The following is a 21,362-nucleotide window of genomic DNA, read 5'->3' on the forward strand; positions in this document are numbered from 1 at the left end:
CGACGAGACCGCCACGCCCATGCGCGAACTGATCCTGCTCCGCCACGCCCACGCCGACCCTGCGCTGCCCGGACAGGCGGACATCGACCGTCCGCTGTCGGCCGAGGGCCTGGCCGAGGCCGAGGCCGCCGGGCGCTGGTTGCGCGACAAGGCGCTGATCCCCGACTGCGTGCTCTGCTCGCCGGCCAGGCGCACGCGCGAGACGCTCGAGGCGGTGCTGGGCGTGGTCGGCTACGTCGATCAGCGCCTGGAACCTGCGATCTACGAAGCCACGCCCGGCACGCTGGCCGGCCTGGTCGACGACCATCGCGAGGTCGGGCGGTTGCTGCTGGTCGGCCACAACCCCGGCCTTGAGCGGCTCGCGGCGCTGCTGCACAGCGGCCAGTCGGGCGACTACCGCGGCATGCCGCCCGGCGGCATCGCGGTGTTGAGCCTGCGCGACGATGCCGCGGTCGAGCCGGGCGTCGCCGACCTGTCGGCGTTCTGGTGGCCCTGAGCGTCACGTTCGGGACGATGCCAACGACGCGGGGGCGCATTGCGCATGCGGGCAGCAGGCCTTCGCCTGTCGCCGCGTGGCTGCTGGTGGCAAGCCTGTGGCTGGCGGCGATCACGGCTGCGCCGGTGCTGGCGAGCGAGACCCGTGCGCTGGTGCTCGACACCGCGCGCTCGGACATCGGCTTCCAGTTGCGCACGCGCTGGGGCCAGCAGCTCGAAGGCCGGTTCGAGGATTGGCGCGGTGAGATCGTGGTGCTGCCCGACGGGCGGCATCAGGTGCACTTGACGCTGCCCACCGGCGGCGTGGAGATCGTCGGCAGTCGCAGCTACACCCGCATCACCCGGGGCGCCGGCTTCTTCGATGTCGAGCGCCATCCCGAAGTGCGGTTCGTGTCCGATCCCTATCCGCCGACGCTCGCGCGCGAGGGCGGTGCGATGACCGGCGTGCTGAGCATCCGCGGCATCGCCCAGCGCGAGACATTCCGGATCGCGCAGGCGCAGTGCGCGCGTCCGGCCGTGGATTGTGACGTCGTGGGCGAGGGCGATGTCCGCAGAAGTCGTTATGCGATGGACCGTTGGGGCTACGCCTTGTCCGACCAGGTCCGCTTCACGCTGCGGATCCGGGCGGTGGAGCCGCACTGATGCGCTGGATCGGACGTGCCCTGCTGCTGGCGGCCACGCTGGCCACCGGCGCCTGTACAACGCTCACGTCCGCGCAGCGCGAACGTGCGGCGCAGATCGCGATTGAGGCGCGCGACACCACCATCGTGTGCGAGCGTGCCGACGCCTGCGCGACGCCGTCGCCGTTGCGCGAACTGGGCGTGCGCGCCTTCGCACGCAGCGCGCCCGAGGCGCCGCGTCACTCGGCATTGTTGCTCGAGTACGGACAGGATGCGTTGATCGCGCGGCTGGACCTGATCCGCGGCGCGCAGCACACCCTCGATGTGCAGACCTACATCTTCGACGAGGACGATTCGGGCCATCTGGTGCTCGAGGAACTGTTGGCCGCCGCCCGCCGCGGCGTGCGCGTGCGGCTGCTGGTCGACCAGCTCTCGGCGCTGCGCACCGTCGAGACCCTCACCGCGCTGGCCGGTGCGCATGTCGGTTTCGAGCTGCGCATCTACAACCCAGTGCTCGGCCGCGCACGCATCAGCTATCCGCGCTACGCACTGGCCGCGGCGTGTTGCTGGCGCCGGCTCAATCAGCGCATGCACAGCAAGGCGCTGCTGGTCGACGGCCTGGTCGGCATCACCGGCGGCCGCAACTACCAGGACGACTATTTCGACTGGAACGACAGCTTCAACTTCCGCGACCGCGATGTTCTGGTCGCCGGCCCGGTGGTGGCCGACATGGCCGCGAACTTCGAGGCGTTCTGGCAGTCGTCGCTGAGCACGCCGGTCGAGCAACTCACCGACGTCGGCCAGCATCTGCTGCGCGGCGGTGTGCCCGATGTGTCGTTCCTGGACTATGCGCGGCCCGAGCGCGTGGCCTCGGTCTCGGCCGACGCCAGCGATGCGGTGCTGGTGCAGCAGCGTCTGGCCGCGGCCGCGCTCGAGGTGGGCCACGTGGAGTTCATCGGCGACCTGCCGGCCAAGCACAAGCGCGACCACGAGCGCGCGCAGGACGCGACCGCCGCTACACCGCGACTGCGCGAATTGATCGAGTCGGCCGACCACGATGTGCTGCTGCAGACCCCGTACCTGGTGCTGTCCAAGCCGGCCGAGCAGATGTTCGAGACGCTGCGCGAACGGCCCGATCCGCCCCAGGTCACGGTGTCGACCAACAGCCTGGCGGCGACCGATTCGTTCATCACCTACGCGCTGTCCTACAAGTACAAGCGCCGGCATCTGCGCGATTTCGGCTTCCATATCTACGAATACAAGCCGTTTCCCGAGGACGCGCCGATCGATCTGGAGGCGACCGGCGCAGTCGGCATCTCCTGGAATGCCGACGGCAGCGTCAACATCGAGGAGAGCGGTGCAGAGGGCGTGGCGACGACGCGGGAGGCCGCGCTCGCGGCCAGGCCCGAAAGCGCACCGCCGCTCACGCGCGAGTACTCGGCGCTGCGCTACGCCGGTATCGGCGTGAACCGGCGCGTGCCGCTCAACCGCGCCGGCGTGCGCGTCGGGCTGCATGCCAAGTCGATGGTGATCGACGACCGGGTCGGCGTCGTCGGCACGCACAACTTCGATCCGCGCGGCGACACGCTCAACACCGAAAGTGCGATCGTCATCGCCGACCCTGCCTTCGCACGCCGGTTGGCGGCGAGCATCCATCGCGACATCGCGCCGGCGAACTCGTGGACCATTGCCCGGCGCGACAAGCCGCCGTTCTTCTCCGGCATCGACTACACGATGGCGAAGATCTCCGAGCGATTGCCGGTGTTCGACCTGTGGCCCACGCGCTATGCGACCAGCTATGAGTTCCGGCCCGGGCCCGATTGCCCGGAACCGCTGTCGCCCGACGATCCCGGCTTTCGTGCCTGTTACGTGCCTGTCGGTGACTTCCCCGAAGTCAGCCTCGGTTGGCGCAGCCTGCTGACCCGGATTTCGACCGCCTTCGGGGCAGGCCTGGTGCCGATCCTGTAGCGAGCGCCGGCGACGGCGCGCTGTGGGGGGCGTCTCAGGCTGGCGAGGGACGTGACGTGCGTGCTCCCCCGGTCGTGTCAGGAGCGCCCGCTTCCCGCGTACGCGTGCATTTTCGCTCTTCGAGGGAGGCGGGAAGGGCACTTAGTGGGGAAAGCCCGTGCCCCCACCCGGCGCGCTGCACGCGCCGGCCTCCCCCGCAGGCGGAGGAGGCACTCACGCGCGGTCCCCACTCCTTGCGGCGTCCCTCACGCGCGCGCGGTCCTGCTTTCTTCTCCTTCCCCCGCCTGCGGGGCATTGCGTCCGGTGCGGCCCGGATCGATCAAGTCGGGCAAATCCCCCAATCGGCGCGGAGCGGCCTCTTGGCTCAAAAATAAACAAAAGCTGAACAATCACGGGTTCGGGCACCGATATGACCTCCGGCACATGGTGTTCTCGAACGGTGGTGTTGTAGTCTACCAACACACCGAATCACAGCCACACCGGAGCACGACCATGCAGACCCAGACCGCCCCCGCCCAGACCGCCCCCAACGCTGCCTATGTCCGTCCGTTCGGCGTCGGCTACGGCCGCAGCAGTGGCTACGGCACGCCGCGCAGCTACAGCCAGTCGTCGGTGCCCAGCCGCTTCCGTGTCGCCTGATCGTCCCTCCACGCCCTCGCCCCGGACCTTCGCCATGACCCGCATGCTCGCCATCGTTCACGCTGCCGCCCGTCTCGCCCCGATGTCTTCGCTGCCGCGCGATCCCGTCCGCGCGCAGGCCGCCCGCCGTCGGACCGGCGTCGGTGCCCGCGGTCGCGATGCCGGGTCGCTGCCGCAGCGGTTTCGCTTCGCCTGATCGGCCGGACCAGCCCCAACGTGCAGGGCCGCGCGACGCCGACCCGTCGCTGACCGCCCGGCCGCACCGCAACGCACCGGTGCATGCGCCACGTCGAGGAACGGCCTAAGCTGGCGCGTTCCCGCCCGGAGTTCCGCGCCGCATGTTCCGCAGCGACACCACGGTCGAGCAGCTCAACGCGCTGTCGGCCAATACCGCGATCGCCACGCTCGGCATCGTCTTCACCGAGATCGGCCCCGATTACGTGCGCGCGACCATGCCGGTCGATGCGCGGACCCACCAGCCCTACGGGCTGCTGCACGGCGGCGCGTCTGCGCTGCTGGCCGAGACGATCGGCAGCACCGCCGGCGGTCTGGCCGCGCCCGAGGGCTGCGGCGTCGTCGGCATCGAGATCAACGCCAACCACCTGCGCGGCGTGCGCAGCGGCACGGTCACCGGCACCGCGCGCGCGCTGCACGTGGGCCGCAGCACGCAGGTCTGGGACATCCGCATCGAGGATGCCGGCGGTCGGCTGGTTTGCGCCTCGCGGCTGACGCTGGCGGTGATCCCCAAGCCGTGAGCGCACCCTCGTCAGGCAGTGGCGCGCGTGTGATCGGTTTGGGTATGGTGCGCGCATGACGTCCTCCCCCATTCATGCCAGCACCGGCGGCCCGCCGGTGCGCGCCTTGCGCTATGCGTATCGCGTGCCGATGCTGTTGTGGCACGTCTTCGTGCACCTGCCGCTGGTGCTGTTGTCGATGGTGCCGCCGATCGGCGCGCGCACGCTGCCCAGCGGCGAGCGAATCGACCACCGGATGATCCGCTGGTGGCAGGGCGGCCTGATGCGGGTGTTCGGTTTCCGGATGCGCCGGATCGGTACGCCGTTGCCCGGCGCGACGCTGTTCGTCGCCAACCATGTGAGCTGGGTCGATATCGTCGCGCTGCACAGCCAGCGGATGATGGGCTTCGTCGCCAAGCGGGAGATCGCCGGCTGGCCGGTGGTGGGCTGGCTGGCCGCGCGCGGGGAGACGATCTTCCACCAGCGCGGCAGCCAGGAATCGCTGGGCGGGGTGCTGCAGGAAATGCTCGCGCGGCTGCGCGCCGGGCGCCCGGTCGCGGTGTTTCCCGAAGGACGCACGCGCGGCGGCACGCATGTCGGGCCGTTCCATGCGCGCATCTTCCTGGCCGCGGTCGAGGCCAATGTCGCGGTGCAGCCGGTCGCCCTGCGCTACGGCGTCGGCGGCGCGGCGCAGACGATCGTGGCGTTCCGCGAGCGCGAGTCGTTCTTCGCCAACTTTCTGCGCTTGCTCGGCGAGGCGCCGCGGCAGGCCGACGTGATCTTCCTCGAGCCGATCCTGCCGGGCGAGGGCGAAGGCCGGCGCCGGATCGCCGATGTCTCGCGCGAGCGCATCGTCGCGGCGCTGGAGGCGGCGGGATGACCGCGGCGCATCCGTCGGCGACGGCGGATGCCCACCGGCTGCCGGGCGCCGATGGCGGCCTGCGCGGCAGCGACTACATGCCGCCAGCCTGGCTGCGCAGCCCGCATGTGCAGACCGTGCTCGGCAGCAGCCCCTGGCGACGCCGACGCGGCGCGCGGCTGCTCGCGGCGACCGGTGCGGTGACCACCGAGCATCTGATCGACGGCGGGGAGGGCGTTCGCCTGCACGGCCTGCATTCGGTGGTGCCCGGGACTGCGTCGCGCGGGCTGGCCCTGCTGTTGCACGGGTGGGAAGGCAGCACCGAATCGAGCTACATGCGCTTGACCGCGGCGCGGATGCTCGAGCGCGGCTACGAGGTGTTCCGGCTGAACTTCCGCGATCACGGCGGCAGTCATCACCTCAACGAGGCGATCTTCCACTCCAACCGGATCGACGAGGTCGTGCACGCCGCGCTCGACGTGGCGCGGCGCTTTCCGGCCCGGCCGATGGTCGCCGCCGGGTATTCGCTCGGCGGCAACTTCGTGCTGCGTCTGGCGCTGCGCGCGCCGGCGGTCGGCCTGCAACTGGCGGGCGTGGCCTCGGTGTGCCCGGTGGTCGATCCGGCGCGCACGATGGTGTACATGGAGCGTGGGCACCGGCTGTACCTGCGGCACTTCGAACGCACCTGGCGCGCGTCGCTGCGGCGCAAGCGCGACCTGTTTCCCGATCGCCACGCCTTCGACGATGCGACCCTGCGCCTGGGCATGCGCGAGCTGACCGAATGGCTGGTCCAGACCCACACCGACTTCGGCACGCTCGACAACTATTTCGATGGCTACTCGGTCGCCGGCGACCGCCTGGCCGGCCTGCAGGTGCCGACCGACATCCTGATGGCGGCCGACGACCCGGTGATCCCGCTCGACGCATTCCACACCCTGGCACTGCCGGCGCATGCGCGCATCGAGCTCAGCCGCTGGGGCGGGCACTGTGGATTCCTGCTCGACGCCCACCTCGACGGGTTCGCCGAACGCTGGGTGGCCGCGCGGCTCGACGCGCATGCCGACGCGGCACGCGAGGCGGGCATGCGGACCCGGCTGGCCAATGCGATCGGCAGCGACCTGGCACCCGGCGCCGGCTGAGCAGAGCCGCACAGCGCGGCGGGTGGGGCACGCGCGCCGGCCGTCAGCAGATGGCCCGCTACAATGGCCGGCCCAGCCAGACGGACGGCGTTACGCCGGCACCAGCATGCAGCAACAGATCCTCGATGCCCTGCGCCGCGGCGCCCATGACGACGCCGCCGCGCTCGCGCGCCAGGCCCTGGCCGATACGCCCCGCGATGTCGGCCTGCTGCGCGCCGCCGCACTCGCGCTGCGCACGGCCGGCGATCGCGACGGTGCGCTGGCCGCGATCGATGCCGCGCTCGCCGATGCGCCCGATGAGGCCGAGCTGCACTTCCTGCGTGCGGGCATGCTGCTCGACGCGCGTGATCTGGAGGCCGCGCAGGCGGCGTTGTCGCAGACCGTCGCGCTCGATCCCAACCAGTTCGGCGCCTATGTGATGCGCGCGCAGATGGCGATCGGCCGCGGCGATCTCGACGAAGCCGAGCAGCAGCAGAAGCTGGCCGAGCGCGTGGCGCCCGAGCACCCGTGGACGACGATGCTTGCCGGCGCGATCGCCTCGCGTCGCGGCGACCACGACCGCGCCCTGGGCCTGCTGTCGCACGCCTCCAGCCAAGCGCCCGAGGACCTGCAGGTGCTGCACGCGCTGGCCTTCGGCTATCTCGCGGCCGGCCACTTGGCGTTCGCCGAGCAGGCGTTCCGCCGCGTGATCGAGCAGACCGGCCAGGCGCCGCTGCGTGGGTTGCTGGCGCAGATCGTGCTGCAGCAGGGCCGTCCTGCCGATGCCGCCGACGTGATCGCCGAGATCCTGGCCGATCCGGCGCAGGTCACCCCGGCGTGGCAGACGCTCGGCGGCGAGCTCGAACTGGAGGCCGGGCGTCCCGAACGCGCCGCGCCGTTGCTGCATGCCGCATTCGCCGCGCATCCCGAGTCGCGCCGCGCGACCAATGCGCTGGTCCAGTTGTGGAGCCGGACCGACGCTGCGGACGACGCCCGCAGCACGCTCGATGCCGCGCTCGCAGCCGGCCCCGAGCACGATCATCTGTGGCTTGCGCGGTTGGCGTTCGAGCCGTTCGCCGGCGAAGCCGCGCGCGGCATCGTCGAGCGCTGGAACGCCCGCCGTCCCGATCACCTGCCGGCGCTGCAGACACGCCTGTCGCTGGAGACCGGCGCGGGTGATATGGAGGCGGCCGAAGCGGTCGCGCGCGCGGTCACCGCGCTGCAGCCCGGTCATGCCGCGGCCAACGAATTCCTGTTCAACCAGTTGCTCGCGCGCGACCCGGACGCGGCGGTGACCTTTGCCGAAGGCCTGCAGGCGACCGCACACGACGCTGCGCGCCTGATGCTGCGCCGCTGGGTCGGCCTGGCCCAGGACGCCGCCGGCCGCCACGCCGATGCGGTCGCGACCTGGACCGCGGTCAGCGTCGATACCAGCGCTGCGGCGAGCGCACCGCCAGAGCCAACCGCCGCACCGGCGCAGTGGCCGCCGGTCGCCGAGTCTCTGGCACCGCAACCGCCGGCGGTGTTCCTCTACGGACCGCCCGGCGCCCAGGTCGATCGTGTCGCCGGCCTGCTGCGGCAGGCGGTGCGGCAGTTCCGCGCCGACCGCTTCGCCGGCCCGGTCGCCGACGCCTTCCAGGACACGCGCGTGCCGGCCCGGCTCGCCGCGGGCGAGTTCACCGCGCGCCAGATCGTCGACAGCTGGCGCACCCAGCTACCGGCACGCGATGCCGGCGACGGCGCGATCGTCGACTGGCTGCCGTGGTGGGACAACGCCTGGCTGCTGGCGCTGCGGCCCGAGCTGCCGCAGGCGCGCTTGCTGCTGGCGCTGCGCGATCCGCGCGACATGCTGCTCGAATGGCTGGCGTTCGGCACTGCGTTGACCATGCGGGTGGACGACGCCCAGGGCGCGGCGGACTGGTTGGCCCGCCATCTGGCGCAGTTCGCCGACCTCATCGAGCAGCAGCTGATGCCGGTCACGATCGTGCGCACCGACGCACCGGCCGCCGATCCGATGGCGGTGTCCGCCGCGCTCGGCGAGGCCCTGGCGCTCGATGGTTTCCCGGTGCCGCCGCCGCAGGCGCTCGGCCCCGATCGCCTGCCTGCCGGACGCTGGCGTGCGTACACCGACGCGCTGGCCGGCCCGATCGCCGCCTTGACCCCGGTCGCAGTGCGCCTGGGCTATCCGCAGGCCTGACCGCCGCCCCGATTCCGCCACGCAGGAGACGACACCATGCGCATCCACAGCGACAGCTTCGCGCCCGGCCAACCGATTCCGGCGGCGTTCGCCGCGGGCACGCCCGACGGCTTCGGCGGCAACCGCAATCCGCACCTGGCTTGGGACGAGGTCCCGGCCGGTACGCGTTCGTTCGCGCTGCTGTGCCTGGATCCCGATGCACCGACCGACCCGTCGCTGGCCGGTCGCGACGATGTCGAGATTCCGGTCGCGCATCCGCGCGGCACGTTCGTGCACTGGGCGGTCGTCGACCTGCCGGCCGAACTGCGCGCGATCGAGGCAGGCAGCGCCAGCGAAGGCGTGACCCCGGGCGGCAAGCGGCGACCGCCGGGACCGGCCGGTGCGCGTCAGGGTCTGAACGACTACACCGGCTGGTTCGCAGGCGACGCCGACATGGCCGGCGACTGGTTCGGCTACGACGGTCCGTACCCGCCGCCCAACGACCTGCGCACGCATCGCTATTTCTTCCGCCTGTTCGCGCTCGACGTCGACCGTCTCGACGTGCCCGAGCGCTTCACCGCCGGCGATGTGCAGCGTGCGATCCAGGGCCATGTGTTGGCCGAGGCGACCGTGTGGGGCAGCTACGCACTGCATCCGGGCGCCACGCCGGCCTGAGGCCCGCGCGGCACCCCGGCCTCAGGCGGAGATCGGCGTATCGGGGCGCGCGTCGTTGCGCACGCCCCGATACCGTCGCGCTCAGCGCGCGACGGTCTCCGATTCGACCACCATGTCGAGCACATACGCCTGCGCCGGCGCATCGGCCGGTGGGTCGGTCACATCGAAGCGTTGCACCCGCACGACGTTGCGCGTGCCGTCTTCGTGGGTGAAGCCCTCGATCTCCTGGTACAGCGGCATCCACGGCGCGTCGCCAGGCACACGTACGCCGTCGGCGTCATAGCGCACCTCGCGCACCTGCAGGCAGCGGTGATCGGGGATCAGCGGATGACTGCAGGCCACGCGTTCGGGCGCGATCTCCAGGAACACCTGCTCGCCGGCGCTGCCGTAGCGCGTGGCGGGCGTGGGCGTGCCTTCGAACGTCAGCACATCGCCGCCGTCGGTCTGCAGCGTCAGCCGCGGGGTTTCGCCCCCTGCGATGGTGATGCGATGGGTGCCGGGCAGGCGCTGGCCGATCTCGCGCTCGAGCGTCTGCAGCCGTGCGTCCTGGCAGGCCATCATGGTCGAGATCACTTGGTCGACGGTCATGCGGTCGTCGTCGAGCGCCACGTTCGCGCTCATGTTGTTGCAGGCGTTGCGGACCTGGACGCCGCCATCGCGGAAATCCAGCTGCAGTGGCTCGCCACCTTCCGCGAGCAATCCGTCGATCCGGGCCCCCGTGCCCGAACGCGCGTCCACCAGACGCCAGTGATAGGCCCGAGCGTGGCTGTGTGGTCGGCCGGCGCAGCATCCGGCAGGTCGGCGGCCGCCGCCTGCGCATCCGGCGTCGCGGCGCCATCGGGCGGCGAGGTGGCCGGCGAGCAGGCGATCAGGGCGAACGGCAGCAGCAGCGGCAGTGCACGACGCATCGGGAGTCTCCTTGTCGGACGAACGGATGTGCGCAAGCTTAACCGGCTCGCCTGAACGCGCTGCGTGGACGCCGGTCTGCGCCGGCGATGTCCGCCACGCCAGATCGCGCCTATCGCCTTCCCCGCCTGCGGGAGAACCAAATCGCGCGTACCACCTCCCCCGCCCGAGGGAGCACCAAATCGCACGTACCACCTCCCCGCCTGCGGGGGAGGTCGGCGCGCTCCGCGCGCCGGGTGGGGGCACGGGCCCTCCCGAAAGCCCCGCTTCAGACCCCCGACGGCATCAACAGCAGCAGGCCCAGGCCGAGCGCGATGCGGTAGAGCGCAAAGCCGGTGAAGCGATGACGTTTGATGTAGCCGAGCAACCACTTGACCACGATGAAGCCGGTCACCATCGCGGCGACGAAGGCGATCGCGACATCGCCCCAGGCTTCCTCGCCCAGGCCCTGGTCCAGCCACAACTCCAGGAACGCATAGCCGCTGGCCGCGAACATCGTCGGGATGCCGACCAGGAACACGAACTCCGTCGCCGCCGAGCGCCGACTCAGGCCGGCCAGCATCGCGATGAAGATCGCCGCCGCCGAGCGCGAGGTACCGGGAAACACGCCGGCCAGAACCTGCGCCAGGCCCACCAGCACCGCGACCGTCCAGGTGACATCGCTGCGGTCGGGCCTGCGTTCGGCCAGGCGCTCGGCAACGATCATCCACAGCCCACCGATCACCAGCGCCCAAGCCACCGGCGTGACGGTCTCGGGCAGCTCCCAGCCGGCCATGCGCACGGGCAGGCCGACCAGCGCGGTGACCAGGAACGCCAGCGCCAGCTTCATCGCATAGTCGCGGTTGGCGCGTTCGCCAAGGCCGGTGGTCAGGCTCCAGATGCGCTGGCGGAACACCAGCGTGATCGCGACGATCGCGCCGGCCTGGATGATGATGTTGAAGAAATCCGAGCGCGCGCCGAGCCAGTGCTGGGCGATCAGCAGGTGGCCGGTGCTGGAGATGGGCAGGAACTCGCTGAGCCCCTCGATGATGCCGAGCAGCAGGGCGGAAATCGGGTCGGACACAGGGACTCACGGTGCAGCGGTGGGGGCGGGCAGCATACGCGCCCGATCCGGGCGGGGCCAAACCCGCGCCGCGCGCGCATGTCACCTTTCTCGCCTGTGCGGGACATCGGCGCGTCCGGCCTGGTCCCTCCCCGCTCGCGGGGAGCTCGGCGCCACCGGCGCCGGGTGGGGGCGCGGGCTTTCACGCATCGCCTTGCGCGTACATGCCCCGAACCGCTTCCCCCACCCAACCCGCCGCGCTGCGGAGGAGGGCTCAAAGCTCCGCGCAAGGACATGAGCATGAGGTCGACGCTACACGCGCGCATCGTTGTGTGCGGGACGATCGCAGCGCGGGACGCTTGAGCAAAGCACACCTCCCCGCTCGCGGGGGAGGTCGGCGCGCTCGCGCGCCGGGTGGGGGCCAGCCCCGCGCTGCTAGTCCCGCACCGCCGGTTGCTTGAGCTCGCGATAGCGGGCCAGCGCCGCGCGCAGATCGCCGCCGAGCGCGGCCTGGTCGGCCAATTGCTGCTCGAGCACTGCGGTCTGGCGCTCCAGATCCGCGCGCTGGGCGCGGATGCCGGCGATCAGTGTCGCGTCGACCGGCGCATCGCGCAGTTCCAGATCGGCGGCCTGGCGCAGCAGCGACAGCAGGCTCGCGCGCAGGTTGGCGATGCCCAGGTGCGAGGTCTTGATCGCTTCTTCGACCAGCACGATGCGCTCGCCGTAGGCGCGCCGCAGGTCGGCTTCGGTCGCGTAGGCCTCCACCATCGCCAGTTCCCGCCGCTGCAGCACCCCGCGTGCTTCGGCCTCGCGCTGCGCCTGTACCTGCGCGGCTTCGGCCGCACTGCGCTCCTCATCGGTGAGCGCGCGGCCGATCTCGGCGGTGCGCACGCCGCTGCGCGCGTCGATCTCGGTGCGCGCGGCATTCACCGCCGAGGCGGGCAGGGCATCGCCGCAGACCCGGCGACCGCCTTCGTCCCAGCAGTACACCTTGCGGTCGGGCGCGGCGGTTTGCGCCCCGGCGGCCGCGGCGGCGAGCGACAGTGCGGCGGCCAGAAGTCCCTGCAACGTCATCGTGTCCCTCCCCCGGGGCGCTGGCGGGCCATCAGCGCGCCGGGCCACTTCCGTATCGCGACCGGTAAGCCAGCAGGCGGTCGCGCTCGGCATCCAGTGTCGCGTTTTCGCCCGCGAACGCAAGCAGGTCCGACAGCCCGGCGATCGACACCACCGGCACGCCCTGTTCGTCGGCCACCCGCTGGGCGGCCGAGCGCGGATCGTCGTCGGTCAGGCGCTCCTGGCGGTCGAGCGCGATCGCAATGCCCGCGACCCGTCCGCCGGCCGTGTCGATCAGCCCCAGCGCTTCGCGGATCGCGGTGCCGGCGGTGATCACATCGTCGACGATCAGCACCCGGCGGCCGTCGAGCGATGCACCGATCAAGGTGCCGCCCTCGCCGTGGGTCTTGGCCTCCTTGCGGTTGAAGGTGATGGGCAGGTCGCGCCCGCGGCGTGCGTACTCCACGCCCAGCGCGCTCGCCAGCGGAATGCCCTTGTAGGCCGGCCCGAACAGCAGGTCGAAGTCGAGCCCGGCCGCATCGAGTGCATCGGCGTAGCAGCGTGTCAGCGTCGCCAGGGCCGCGCCCGAGTCGAAGCGACCGGCATTGAAGAAATACGGGCTGACACGGCCGGACTTGAGCGTGAACTCGCCAAAGCGCAGCGCCTGCACGTCGAAGGCGAGTTGCAGGAAGCGGGTGCGGTGGTCGGACATCGGCGGCCTGGCGAAAGGGACGGAAAGCCGAAATGGTAAGGCAACACGCGCGGTCGCATCGGTGCGCCGTTGCGCGCGATCAATGCCGACGATGGCGATGCCGCGCATTCTCGACGCGTCATGGAAATGGAGCGGGACGATGCGGACGGGATGGGTGGTAGGCGTGGCGGCTGCGGTCGCCCTCGCGCTGGGCGCAGGCAGCGCCGCACTGGCGCAACGCGACGACGACGACGGCTTGCGCGCCACCGCGGCGGCCCTGTTCGGCACAGTGGGGGTGGTGCCGGCGCAGGTGCGCGGTGTCGCGATCACCGAGGAACGGCTTGAGCTGGGCCGCATGCTGTTCTTCGAGCCGCGGCTCTCGCGCAGCCACATCATCAGTTGCAACACCTGCCACAACATCGGCACCGGCGGCGCCGACAATGTGCCGGTCTCGATCGGCCACGGCTGGCAGCGCGGGCCGCGCAACTCGCCGACGGTCTTCAATGCGGTGTTCAATGCCGCGCAATTCTGGGACGGCCGCGCCGCCGATCTCGCCGAGCAGGCGAAGGGGCCGGTGCAGGCGAGCGTGGAGATGAACAACACGCCCGAGCGCGTGGTCGAGACCCTGCTGAGCATGCCGCGCTATGTCGCGCTGTTCGCCGCGGCGTTTCCCGGCGACGCCGCGCCGGTGAGCTTCGACAACATGGCGCTTGCACTGGAAGCCTTCGAAGCCACGCTGGTGACCCCGCACGCACGCTTCGACCGCTGGCTCGGTGGCGAAGACGCGGCCCTCGATGCCACCGAACGACGCGGCCTGCGGTTGTTCGTCGACAGTGGCTGCGCGGCATGCCACAACGGCGCGAATTTCGGTGGCCAAGCGTACTTCCCATTCGGCGTCATCGCCCGGCCCGGCGCGGAGATTCTGCCCGAGGGCGACAAGGGGCGCTTCGCGGTCACCCAGACCGCCAGCGACGAATACGTGTTCCGCGCCGCGCCGCTGCGCAATGTCGAGCTGACCGCGCCGTACTTCCACAGCGGCCAGGTCTGGGATCTGGAGCAGGCAGTCGCGATCATGGGCACCAGTCAGCTTGGCCGCGAACTGGCGACCGCCGAAGTGGCCGCGATCGCCGCATTCCTGCGCACCCTGACCGGCCAGCAGCCCGACATCGCCTATCCGCTGCTGCCGCCGAGCACGGCGACGACGCCGCGCCCGGAATAGGCCGCGCGCCCCCACCCGACGCGCTGCGCGCGTCGACCTCCCCGCGTGCGGGGGAGGTGCGTGTGGTGCGCCTCGCGTCGTCCGTCCTCGCTTGTGGAAAAGCCCGCGTGCTGTGTCTTGCGCCTTCCCCGCTTGGGGGCATTGCGCCCTTCACAGGTGGAAGGTTGGGATGGGGGCGGGGGCCGGCTGCGCAGGGCCCGTGCCCCCACCCGATGCGCTGCGCGCATCGACCTCCTCCGCGTGCGGAGGAGGTGGCGACCGCGCGGACTGCGGGCCGCGTGTCGGTTACCCTTCGCGCCATGAGAATCATCAGTTTCAACGCCAATGGCCTGCGCTCGGCCGCCCGCAAGGGGTTCTTCGACTGGTTCGCTGCCCAGGACGCCGATGTGCTGTGCGTGCAGGAGACCAAGGCCCAGGAGCACCAGCTCGCCGGCCCCGAGTTTCTGCCGGCCGGCTACAAGGCCTGGTTTCGCGATGCGACCACCAAGAAGGGCTACAGCGGAGTCGCGATCTATGCCAGGCGCGAGCCTGACGAGGTGCGCACCGCGCTGGGTTGGGCGCCGTTCGACGAGGAAGGCCGCTACATCGAGGCGCGCTTTGGCAACCTGAGCGTGGTCTCGTTCTACATCCCGTCCGGCTCGTCGGGCGATCTGCGCCAGGGCTTCAAGTTCGAGGTCATGGCCTGGTTGCGGCCGATCCTCGACGAATGGCTCGCCAGTGGCCGCGACTACGTGCTGTGCGGCGACTGGAACATCGTGCGCAGCCGCAACGACATCCGCAACTGGACGAGCAACCAGAAGAACTCCGGCTGCACGCCGCCCGAGCGCGCCTGGCTCAACGGCATGATTGCCGATGCCTGCGGCGATGGCCTCTGCGATCCGCCGGCGACCGGCTGGCTCGACGCGCTGCGCGTGCTGCGGCCCGAAGCCGCCGAGTACACGTGGTGGAGCAACCGCGGCGCGGCGCGGGCCAACAATGTGGGATGGCGCATCGACTACCAGTTCGTCACGCCCTCGCTGCGCGATCGCATCCAGGCCGCCGCCGTCCACGCCGAACCGCGCTTCTCCGACCACGCGCCGCTCGTCGTGGACTATCGCGCGTGAGCGCCGCTGCGCCGGCGCGCGCCGGCAAGCCATCGATCTGGCAGGCCTTCACCCAGCCCGCGGCGCGGACGATGTTCCTGTTCGGCTTCGCGTCGGGCCTGCCGTTTCTGCTCGTCGCCGGCACGCTTGCCTACTGGTTGCGCGAAGGCGGCATGGAGTTGCGCGACATCACGATGATTGCCAGCGCCGGCATGGCGTATTCATTCAAGTTCCTGTGGGCACCGCTGGTCGATCGCTGGCGGTTGCCGCTGCTCGGGCGCCTGGGCCAGCGGCGCGGCTGGCTGTTGCTGGCGATGTTGGCAGTGATGGCCGGGCTGCTGGGCATGGCGGCCGTCGGCACCGGGCCGCTGGCGTTGTTCGTCGCGCTGACGCTGCTGGTCGCGTTCTCGGGCGCGACGCTCGACATCGCGGTCGACGCCTATCGCGTCGAGATCGCGCCAGCCAATGCGCAGGGCGCGCTCGTGGCGACCTATTCGCTGGGCTATCGCATCGCGCTGATCGTGACCGGCGCGCTGGCGCTGGTGCTGGCCGACCATGTCGCCTGGCCCATGGTCTACCGCGCGATGGCGGCCTGTATGGTGTTACCGATCATCGCCTGCCTGCTCGCACGCGAGCCCGACGTGGTGCGCGTGCGTGCGCAGAACTGGGCGCAGGGGCTGCGCGAAGGCGTGGTCGAGCCGTTCGCGGATTTCTTCCGCCGTTTCGGCGGCAAGGTCGCGCTGGCGATCCTGTTGTTCATCCTGGCGATGAAGATCTCCGACCAGGCGCTGATCGGCGGCATCATCGGCCCGTTCTATCTCGACCAGGGGTTCACCAAGACCGAGATTGCGGCGGTCACCAAGGTGTATGGCATCTGGATCGGCATCGCCGGTGCGTTCCTGGGCGGCGTCGCGGTCGCGCGCTGGGGCGTGCAGTGGCCGCTGTTCGTGGCCATCGTGCTGGGTGCGGCAAGCAACCTGCTGTATCTGGCGCTGATCGGCGCCGACGGCGACCTGACCCGGCTCACGATCGTGATCTCCGGCGAGAATCTGGCGCAGGGCTTCCTCGGCACGGTGGCGGTCGCGTACATGTCGGCGCTGGTCAATCAGCGCTACACCGCCACGCAGTACGCGTTGTTTTCGTCGCTGATCATGCTGCCCGGCAAGCTGCTGGGGTTCTTTTCGGGCTGGATTGTCGAAGTCACCGAGGGCTACGCGGTCTACTTCGTGATCACCGCGGTCGTTGCGGCGCCGGCGCTGCTGCTGTTCTTCTGGCTCAAGCCGCGCGTGCGGCTCGGCGATGACGCCGCGGCCGGTACGCAGGGCGACGCCGGCCCCTAGGACCGGTGTCGCTGCGTGGTGGCTCAGCCCTGCACGTCGGCGAGTGCGCCGTCGGTTGCCGGAGGGGTATGCAGGCAGGCATCCGGGTCGCCATCGAGCCCGGCCGGCATCTGGCAGGTGCGCGGTGCGAAGTCGAGCGTGCTCTGCCAGCCGATTCGGCGGTCCGGACGCAGACCCACCTGCACGTCCACGTCGCGGATCACGACGCGCGCGGTCTGCGGGGCGCCGCCGGCGACCGCCCAGCCGTCGAGCTGGTGGGCGAGCGTCGGGTCGAGCAGGCGATTGTCCTCCAGCAGGCCGCGCACCTGATTCAACGCGGCGGTGTGCTCGCCGCCGGCGCCGCTGGGCTCGATGTTGACGCTGGCGAGCATGCCATCCTGCTGGCGGAACGCGACCCGCTCGGCTGGCACCGTCAACTGCCGGCCGTCGGGCAGCCGCAACGTGACCTGGCGCGCCTGTGCGATCGTGTGTTCGCTGGCAAGCGCGCCGTCGCGCTGCGGCCAGGCCAGGTCCACCTGCTCGGCGACGGGCGCCGACAGGTCGATGTGCAACGGCTTGACCAACGTGGGCGGTGTGTCGATCTTCGCGCAGCCCGCGGCGAGCAGGCCCGCGAGAAGCAGGGCGGTCGCGCCGTGGCGCAGGTGGGGTCGGGTCGTGAAACGCATGGCAAACATCCTGTGGAGGGAGACAGCGGGGACCTGGCCGGACCCGTCTGTGCGGACTTCGGCCGTCGTCGTGACAAGGCAGGGCCGACGACAGGCGCGTTGCGCCCGCGTGGCGTTGCCGATGATCCCCGCGGCGGATCAGACCAGCGCTGGAGTTAAGAGCGCGTCGATAATGCGTTGGCATCGCCGGACGGCCGCGCGTTCCTTGCCGGGTCACAGCATCGGCCGCCATTGCAGCGACAGGCACGTCCAGGTTGCAGGATCGTAGATCGCGTCGTAGCTCGGCATGGCCGGCCTGCGGTGAATGGGATGCATCCAGATCGCGAACACCTTCAGGACGACGTGTCCGCCGTCGCAGCGGATGTCCTCGAACCAAAAATCGGCCTGCGGGTGAGCGTCGGGCAGCTGCGGATAGGGGTTCTCGATCCTGCGCAACGGCGTGCCGCATGGCGACAGCACGAGGACGTTATCGGGTCCGTGGGCACGGTAATCCTGCAACACCACCAGCGACGCCCCATCCGGTGCGCGGATCATCCACTGTGTCTGCGCATCACAGGCGCGTGTGTGGCGATGGCCCTGCGCATACCACTCGAACGCGACGACGGCGTACTCGGACGATGTCGCCTGCGCCATCAGCGGCACGTCGGACAGGGGGCGCTGCGGCGAGCGGCGCCGCCCGTTGTGCAGCACCACCTGCAGGTCCTCGATCATGCCGTGCTCGGACGCGCGTGCCATCTCGGATGGATCATCCCGCGCGCTGGCTCAGCAGTTCGCGCAGCGTCTGCTTGCCGGCGGCATCGAGCGCGCCCTCGCGCTGGCGGGCCAGCAGATCGTCGATGCGCTGCTGCAGCACCTGCCGGTCGAGCTGGGCAACGACGTCGCGCAACTCGATCTCCCAGGTCGCCTCGTCGCCCGGCAGCGACTGACTGGCAAGTTTCTGCAGCGCCGTCGCCTCGTCGCGGCCGTCGAAGTGGGCGAGCAGCGAGCCGGTGCTTATGTCCGGGCGCACGCTGGCCACCGCGATCAGCTCGGTCAGCAGATCGATGCCCGGCTGCTGCAGCGCGACGAACGGGTACGGCGGCGGCAGTGTCGCGGCCATGGCCGGCTTCTGCAGCAACAGCGCGATCGCGTGGCGCACCAGGCTGCGTCGTGGCGCCGGCACCGCGCGTCCACCGCGCGGCATGCGGGTCGGCATTATGGGCGCCGATGCCGCAGGCCGGCCCAGTCCGGTCAACTCGGTCAGCCGTTGGCGCATCAGATCGGCGAAGGCGCCGTCGGGAATCTGCGCCAGCATCGGTTTGGCGCGCTCGGCCAGTCGGGCCTTGCCGTCGAGCGTCGACAGCGCGATGCCATCGCCGATGGTGTCGAAGAAGAACGTCGACAACGGTGTGGCCTGCGCCAGTCGCGCCTCGAAGCCCTGCACGCCCTCCTGGCGCACGATGGTGTCCGGGTCCTCGCCGTCGGGCAGGAACAGGAAGAACGCCTGGCGGCCGTCGCGCATGCGCGGCAGCACCGATTCCATCGCGCGCGTTGCTGCGCGCCGGCCGGCGGCGTCGCCGTCGAAGCAGAAGTACACATCGGCCGCGTTGCGGAACAGCAGCTCGGCGTGGTCGGGTGTGGTCGCCGTGCCCAAGGTGGCGACCGCCTGCGGCAGGCCGTGCTGGAACAGCGCGACCACGTCCATGTAGCCCTCCACGACCACGAGCCGCTCGATCTTCTGGTTGGCCTGGCGCACCTGCCACAGACCATAGAGCTCGCGGCCCTTGTGGAACAGCGGCGTCTCGGGCGAGTTGAGGTACTTGGGCGAGTCCTCGGCCGCCAGCACCCGGCCGCCGAACGCGATCGGCCGGCCACGGCGATCATGGATCGGAAAGATCACCCGGTCGCGGAACTTGTCGTAGCTGTGGCCGCGTTCGTTCTTCGACAGCAGGCCGACTTTCTCGAGCACCGTGATGCGGCGTGCATCGTCCTTGCCCAGCGCGTCCTTGAGCGCCGAGAAGCCGTCCGGCGCATAGCCGATTGCGAACTGCTCGCGTGTCGCCTCGTCGACGCCGCGGCGGTCGAGGTAGTCGCGCGCCTTGTCGCTGCCGGCCAACTGCCGCCGGAAGAACCGGGTCGCGGCCTCGAGCGCCTCGTACATCGGCGCGCTGTCGGGCCGCGCCTCGCGCTGGGTCGTCTCGCGCGGGATCTCCATGCCGGCGCGCTTGGCCAACTCGTCCACCGCATCGAGGAACTCGAGGCGGTCGTAGTTCATCAGGAACGAGATCGCAGTGCCGTGCGCCCCGCAGCCGAAGCAGTGGTAGAACTGCTTGGTCGGCGAGACGGTGAAGCTGGCCGAGCGTTCGTCGTGGAACGGGCAGCGCGCCGAATACTCCTTGCCCTGCCGCTTGAGCGGCACGCGCGCATTGATCACCTCGACGATGTCCGTCCGGGCGAGCAGGTCGTCGATGAAAGCGTCAGGGATGCGGGCCATGTCAGGAGCGCATCATGTCAGGAGCGCATCAAGCGTTCGAGCAGCAGCGTCTGCAGGTCGCGGCGGCTGTCCAGGACCGCAACGACATGCACTGCATCGATGCCCGGCAGATAGAGGACCCGCCACGGCTTGACCACCAGCTCCCGGTACTGCGAGAGACCGGCGTCGCCGAGCTCGGGCACGATGCGTCCCCGCTCGCTGTGGTTTTCCAGGGAGGCGGCGTGCTGCTGCAGTGTGTCCAGCACCGCCAGCGCCGCCTGCGGATCTTCGGCGGCGATGTAGTCGACGATGGCGGACAGATCGTGTTTGGCGGTCTGCGTCCAGCGGACCGCACGGTCAGCCATGCCGGGCGTCCAGCCGGGCGCGGAGCTCGGCGAAGACCTCGTCCTGCGGCTGGGTGCGACCTGTGCGGAGGTCGGCTTCGCCCTGCGCGACCAGCTTCATCATCAATAGGCTCTGCTGCTGGCGCTGATAGCTCTCGTAGCTCTGGACCACGGCGGCGCCGCGCCCGTTCTGCGTCAGGATCACGGCCTGCCGGTCCTCCTGCAGCTGCTTGAGCCATTGGCTGGCCTCGGACTTGAAGTCGCTCAGGCTGATGACGGATTCGGTCATGGCGATCGTCCTCGAGGACTGAATTTGGTCCAAGTATAGTCCGATCGCGTCTCGACTGGCGTGTGCCCTTCAGCCCGCGTTGACCCCTGTTCCAGCCGCCTGCCGCTCGGCGCGCTTGCGCAGCGCGCGGTCGACCGACGCCCGGCGCAGGCGCTCGTCGACGACTGCGGTGATCAGCGCGCCGACGAAGAAGATCGTCGCCGCGTAGTACATCCAGATCAGCAGGATCACCAGGGTCCCGAACGAGCCGTAGGCGCTGCCTGGTGCGGCGTGGGTGATGTACAGCCCGATGGCCCAGCGTCCGAACACGAACAGCACCGAGGTGATGAGGCCGCCGAACAGCGCCTGGCGCCAGCGCACGCGCCGGTCGGGCAGGTAGTGATAGAGCAATGCGAACGCCAGCGAGTAGAGCACCAGCATCAGCGAATTGCCGATCAGCGGCAGCACCGTCGGCACGTTGGCGAAGATCACCTCGACCGCGGTGGTCAGCAGGGTCGAGGCCAGCACCAGGAAGCCGAGCGCGAACACCACGCCCGCTGAGAACACGCGCTTGCGCAGGAACGCCTTCAACCCACCGGGAATGTGGCCGCTGTCGGTCTTGAAGATCAGGTTCAGCGTGCCCTGCAACTGCGCGAACACCACCGTCGCGCCGACGAACAGCAGCAGCGTGCTCCACAGGCCCGCGAGCGAGCCGACATCGGGCTGCTCGTTGGCGTTCTGGATCACCGTGCCGGCCACGGTCCGTGCGCCCTCGCCGGCGAGCTCGCCGATCTGATCGAGCAGGGCGTCCTGCGCCGGGGGATACAGCGATGCGGTGATCCACAGCACCAGCACCAGCAGCGGTGCCAGCGAGATCAGCGTGTAGAACGACAGCGACGCAGCCTGGGTCAGCAGGTCGGCATCGATGAAGCGCTTGACCAGCGTGGCCGGCACGCTGTCCTCCACGCGTTCGACTGTCCTGTCCAGACGCCGGCGCGCACGCGACCAGCGCGTAT

General features: G+C 70.5%; 20 protein-coding genes and 1 pseudogene. 11 read left to right on the plus strand and 10 right to left on the minus strand.

Translation table 11 applies throughout. From position 1 onward, the window contains the following. Positions 1-19 precede the first annotated feature (19 nt). The 8 genes from BEN78_07530 (at position 20) to BEN78_07565 (ending at position 9,284) form a co-directional block, all read left to right on the plus strand. The gene (locus BEN78_07530; GenBank protein ID ASR43249.1) at positions 20-496 is read left to right on the plus strand and encodes a phosphoglycerate mutase; all 477 of its coding nucleotides are present in this window, start codon (positions 20-22) and stop codon (positions 494-496) included. A 17-nt stretch (positions 497-513) separates the two neighbouring features. After that, positions 514-1,137 (plus strand): hypothetical protein, encoded by a 624-nt coding sequence (locus BEN78_07535; GenBank protein ID ASR44997.1) that lies wholly within the window; start codon positions 514-516, stop codon positions 1,135-1,137. Continuing rightward, positions 1,137-3,083, plus strand: a complete 1,947-nt coding sequence (locus BEN78_07540) for a cardiolipin synthase (GenBank protein ID ASR43250.1) — start codon at positions 1,137-1,139, stop codon at positions 3,081-3,083. The genes BEN78_07535 and BEN78_07540 overlap by 1 nt, the downstream gene beginning before the upstream one ends. A 977-nt stretch (positions 3,084-4,060) precedes the next feature. Further along, a complete protein-coding gene (locus BEN78_07545; GenBank protein ID ASR43251.1) occupies positions 4,061-4,477 on the plus strand; it encodes a thioesterase in 417 nt (138 codons plus the stop codon). A gap of 55 nt (positions 4,478-4,532) precedes the next feature. Continuing rightward, on the plus strand, positions 4,533-5,336 hold the full coding sequence (locus BEN78_07550) for an acetyltransferase (GenBank protein ASR43252.1): 804 nt from the start codon (positions 4,533-4,535) through the stop codon (positions 5,334-5,336). Further along, the gene (locus BEN78_07555; GenBank protein ASR43253.1) at positions 5,333-6,454 is read left to right on the plus strand and encodes an alpha/beta hydrolase; all 1,122 of its coding nucleotides are present in this window, start codon (positions 5,333-5,335) and stop codon (positions 6,452-6,454) included. The genes BEN78_07550 and BEN78_07555 overlap by 4 nt, the downstream gene beginning before the upstream one ends. 106 nt (positions 6,455-6,560) lie before the next feature. Continuing rightward, complete coding sequence (locus BEN78_07560) at positions 6,561-8,630, plus strand: hypothetical protein (protein ASR43254.1); 2,070 nt, start codon at positions 6,561-6,563, stop codon at positions 8,628-8,630. Positions 8,631-8,666: 36 nt separating this feature from the next. Continuing rightward, positions 8,667-9,284 carry a phosphatidylethanolamine-binding protein gene (locus BEN78_07565; protein ID ASR43255.1) on the plus strand — a complete coding sequence of 206 codons (618 nt, stop codon included), beginning with the start codon at positions 8,667-8,669 and terminating at the stop codon, positions 9,282-9,284. Positions 9,285-9,365: 81 nt separating this feature from the next. On the opposite strand, the pseudogene BEN78_07570 reads toward BEN78_07565, so the two are convergent. The 4 genes and pseudogenes from BEN78_07570 to BEN78_07585 form a co-directional block, all read right to left on the minus strand. Continuing rightward, positions 9,366-10,192: pseudogene (locus tag BEN78_07570) on the minus strand (hypothetical protein). Between the two features lie 266 nt (positions 10,193-10,458). Beyond that, positions 10,459-11,253 carry an undecaprenyl-diphosphatase gene (locus BEN78_07575; protein ASR43256.1) on the minus strand — a complete coding sequence of 265 codons (795 nt, stop codon included), beginning with the start codon at positions 11,251-11,253 and terminating at the stop codon, positions 10,459-10,461. A gap of 414 nt (positions 11,254-11,667) precedes the next feature. Continuing rightward, positions 11,668-12,306 carry a hypothetical protein gene (locus BEN78_07580; protein ASR43257.1) on the minus strand — a complete coding sequence of 213 codons (639 nt, stop codon included), beginning with the start codon at positions 12,304-12,306 and terminating at the stop codon, positions 11,668-11,670. 31 nt (positions 12,307-12,337) lie between these two features. Continuing rightward, positions 12,338-12,997, minus strand: a complete 660-nt coding sequence (locus tag BEN78_07585) for an orotate phosphoribosyltransferase (GenBank protein ASR44998.1) — start codon at positions 12,995-12,997, stop codon at positions 12,338-12,340. Between the two features lie 187 nt (positions 12,998-13,184). Between BEN78_07585 and BEN78_07590 the strand changes: the two genes are divergently transcribed. From BEN78_07590 to BEN78_07600, 3 genes are all read left to right on the plus strand, one after another. Next, a complete protein-coding gene (locus tag BEN78_07590) occupies positions 13,185-14,195 on the plus strand; it encodes a cytochrome C peroxidase (protein ID ASR44999.1) in 1,011 nt (336 codons plus the stop codon). Between the two features lie 299 nt (positions 14,196-14,494). Beyond that, complete coding sequence (locus BEN78_07595; protein ID ASR43258.1) at positions 14,495-15,298, plus strand: exodeoxyribonuclease III; 804 nt, start codon at positions 14,495-14,497, stop codon at positions 15,296-15,298. Beyond that, positions 15,295-16,617 carry an MFS transporter gene (locus BEN78_07600; protein ASR43259.1) on the plus strand — a complete coding sequence of 441 codons (1,323 nt, stop codon included), beginning with the start codon at positions 15,295-15,297 and terminating at the stop codon, positions 16,615-16,617. The genes BEN78_07595 and BEN78_07600 overlap by 4 nt, the downstream gene beginning before the upstream one ends. A 23-nt stretch (positions 16,618-16,640) precedes the next feature. Here the strand turns inward: BEN78_07600 and BEN78_07605 are convergent, their stop codons facing one another. The 6 genes from BEN78_07605 to BEN78_07630 form a co-directional block, all read right to left on the minus strand. After that, positions 16,641-17,291: a hypothetical protein gene (locus BEN78_07605; protein ID ASR43260.1), complete on the minus strand. Its 651-nt coding sequence runs from the start codon at positions 17,289-17,291 to the stop codon at positions 16,641-16,643. A 204-nt stretch (positions 17,292-17,495) separates the two neighbouring features. Then, entirely contained in the window at positions 17,496-18,017 is a 522-nt protein-coding gene (locus BEN78_07610) for a hypothetical protein (GenBank protein ID ASR43261.1), read from the minus strand. 10 nt (positions 18,018-18,027) lie between these two features. After that, a complete protein-coding gene (locus tag BEN78_07615; protein ASR43262.1) occupies positions 18,028-19,755 on the minus strand; it encodes a DNA primase in 1,728 nt (575 codons plus the stop codon). Positions 19,756-19,772: 17 nt separating this feature from the next. Next, a complete protein-coding gene (locus tag BEN78_07620) occupies positions 19,773-20,099 on the minus strand; it encodes a plasmid stabilization protein (protein ID ASR43263.1) in 327 nt (108 codons plus the stop codon). Continuing rightward, a complete protein-coding gene (locus BEN78_07625; protein ID ASR45000.1) occupies positions 20,092-20,373 on the minus strand; it encodes a prevent-host-death protein in 282 nt (93 codons plus the stop codon). The genes BEN78_07620 and BEN78_07625 overlap by 8 nt, the downstream gene beginning before the upstream one ends. A gap of 63 nt (positions 20,374-20,436) precedes the next feature. Next, positions 20,437-21,312 (minus strand): BrkB protein, encoded by an 876-nt coding sequence (locus BEN78_07630; protein ID ASR43264.1) that lies wholly within the window; start codon positions 21,310-21,312, stop codon positions 20,437-20,439. Between the last annotated feature and the right edge of the window lie 50 nt (positions 21,313-21,362).

Origin of the sequence: Xanthomonas citri pv. mangiferaeindicae, from assembly GCA_002240395.1 — a bacterium.
GTDB classification, from domain to species: domain Bacteria; phylum Pseudomonadota; class Gammaproteobacteria; order Xanthomonadales; family Xanthomonadaceae; genus Luteimonas; species Luteimonas citri_A.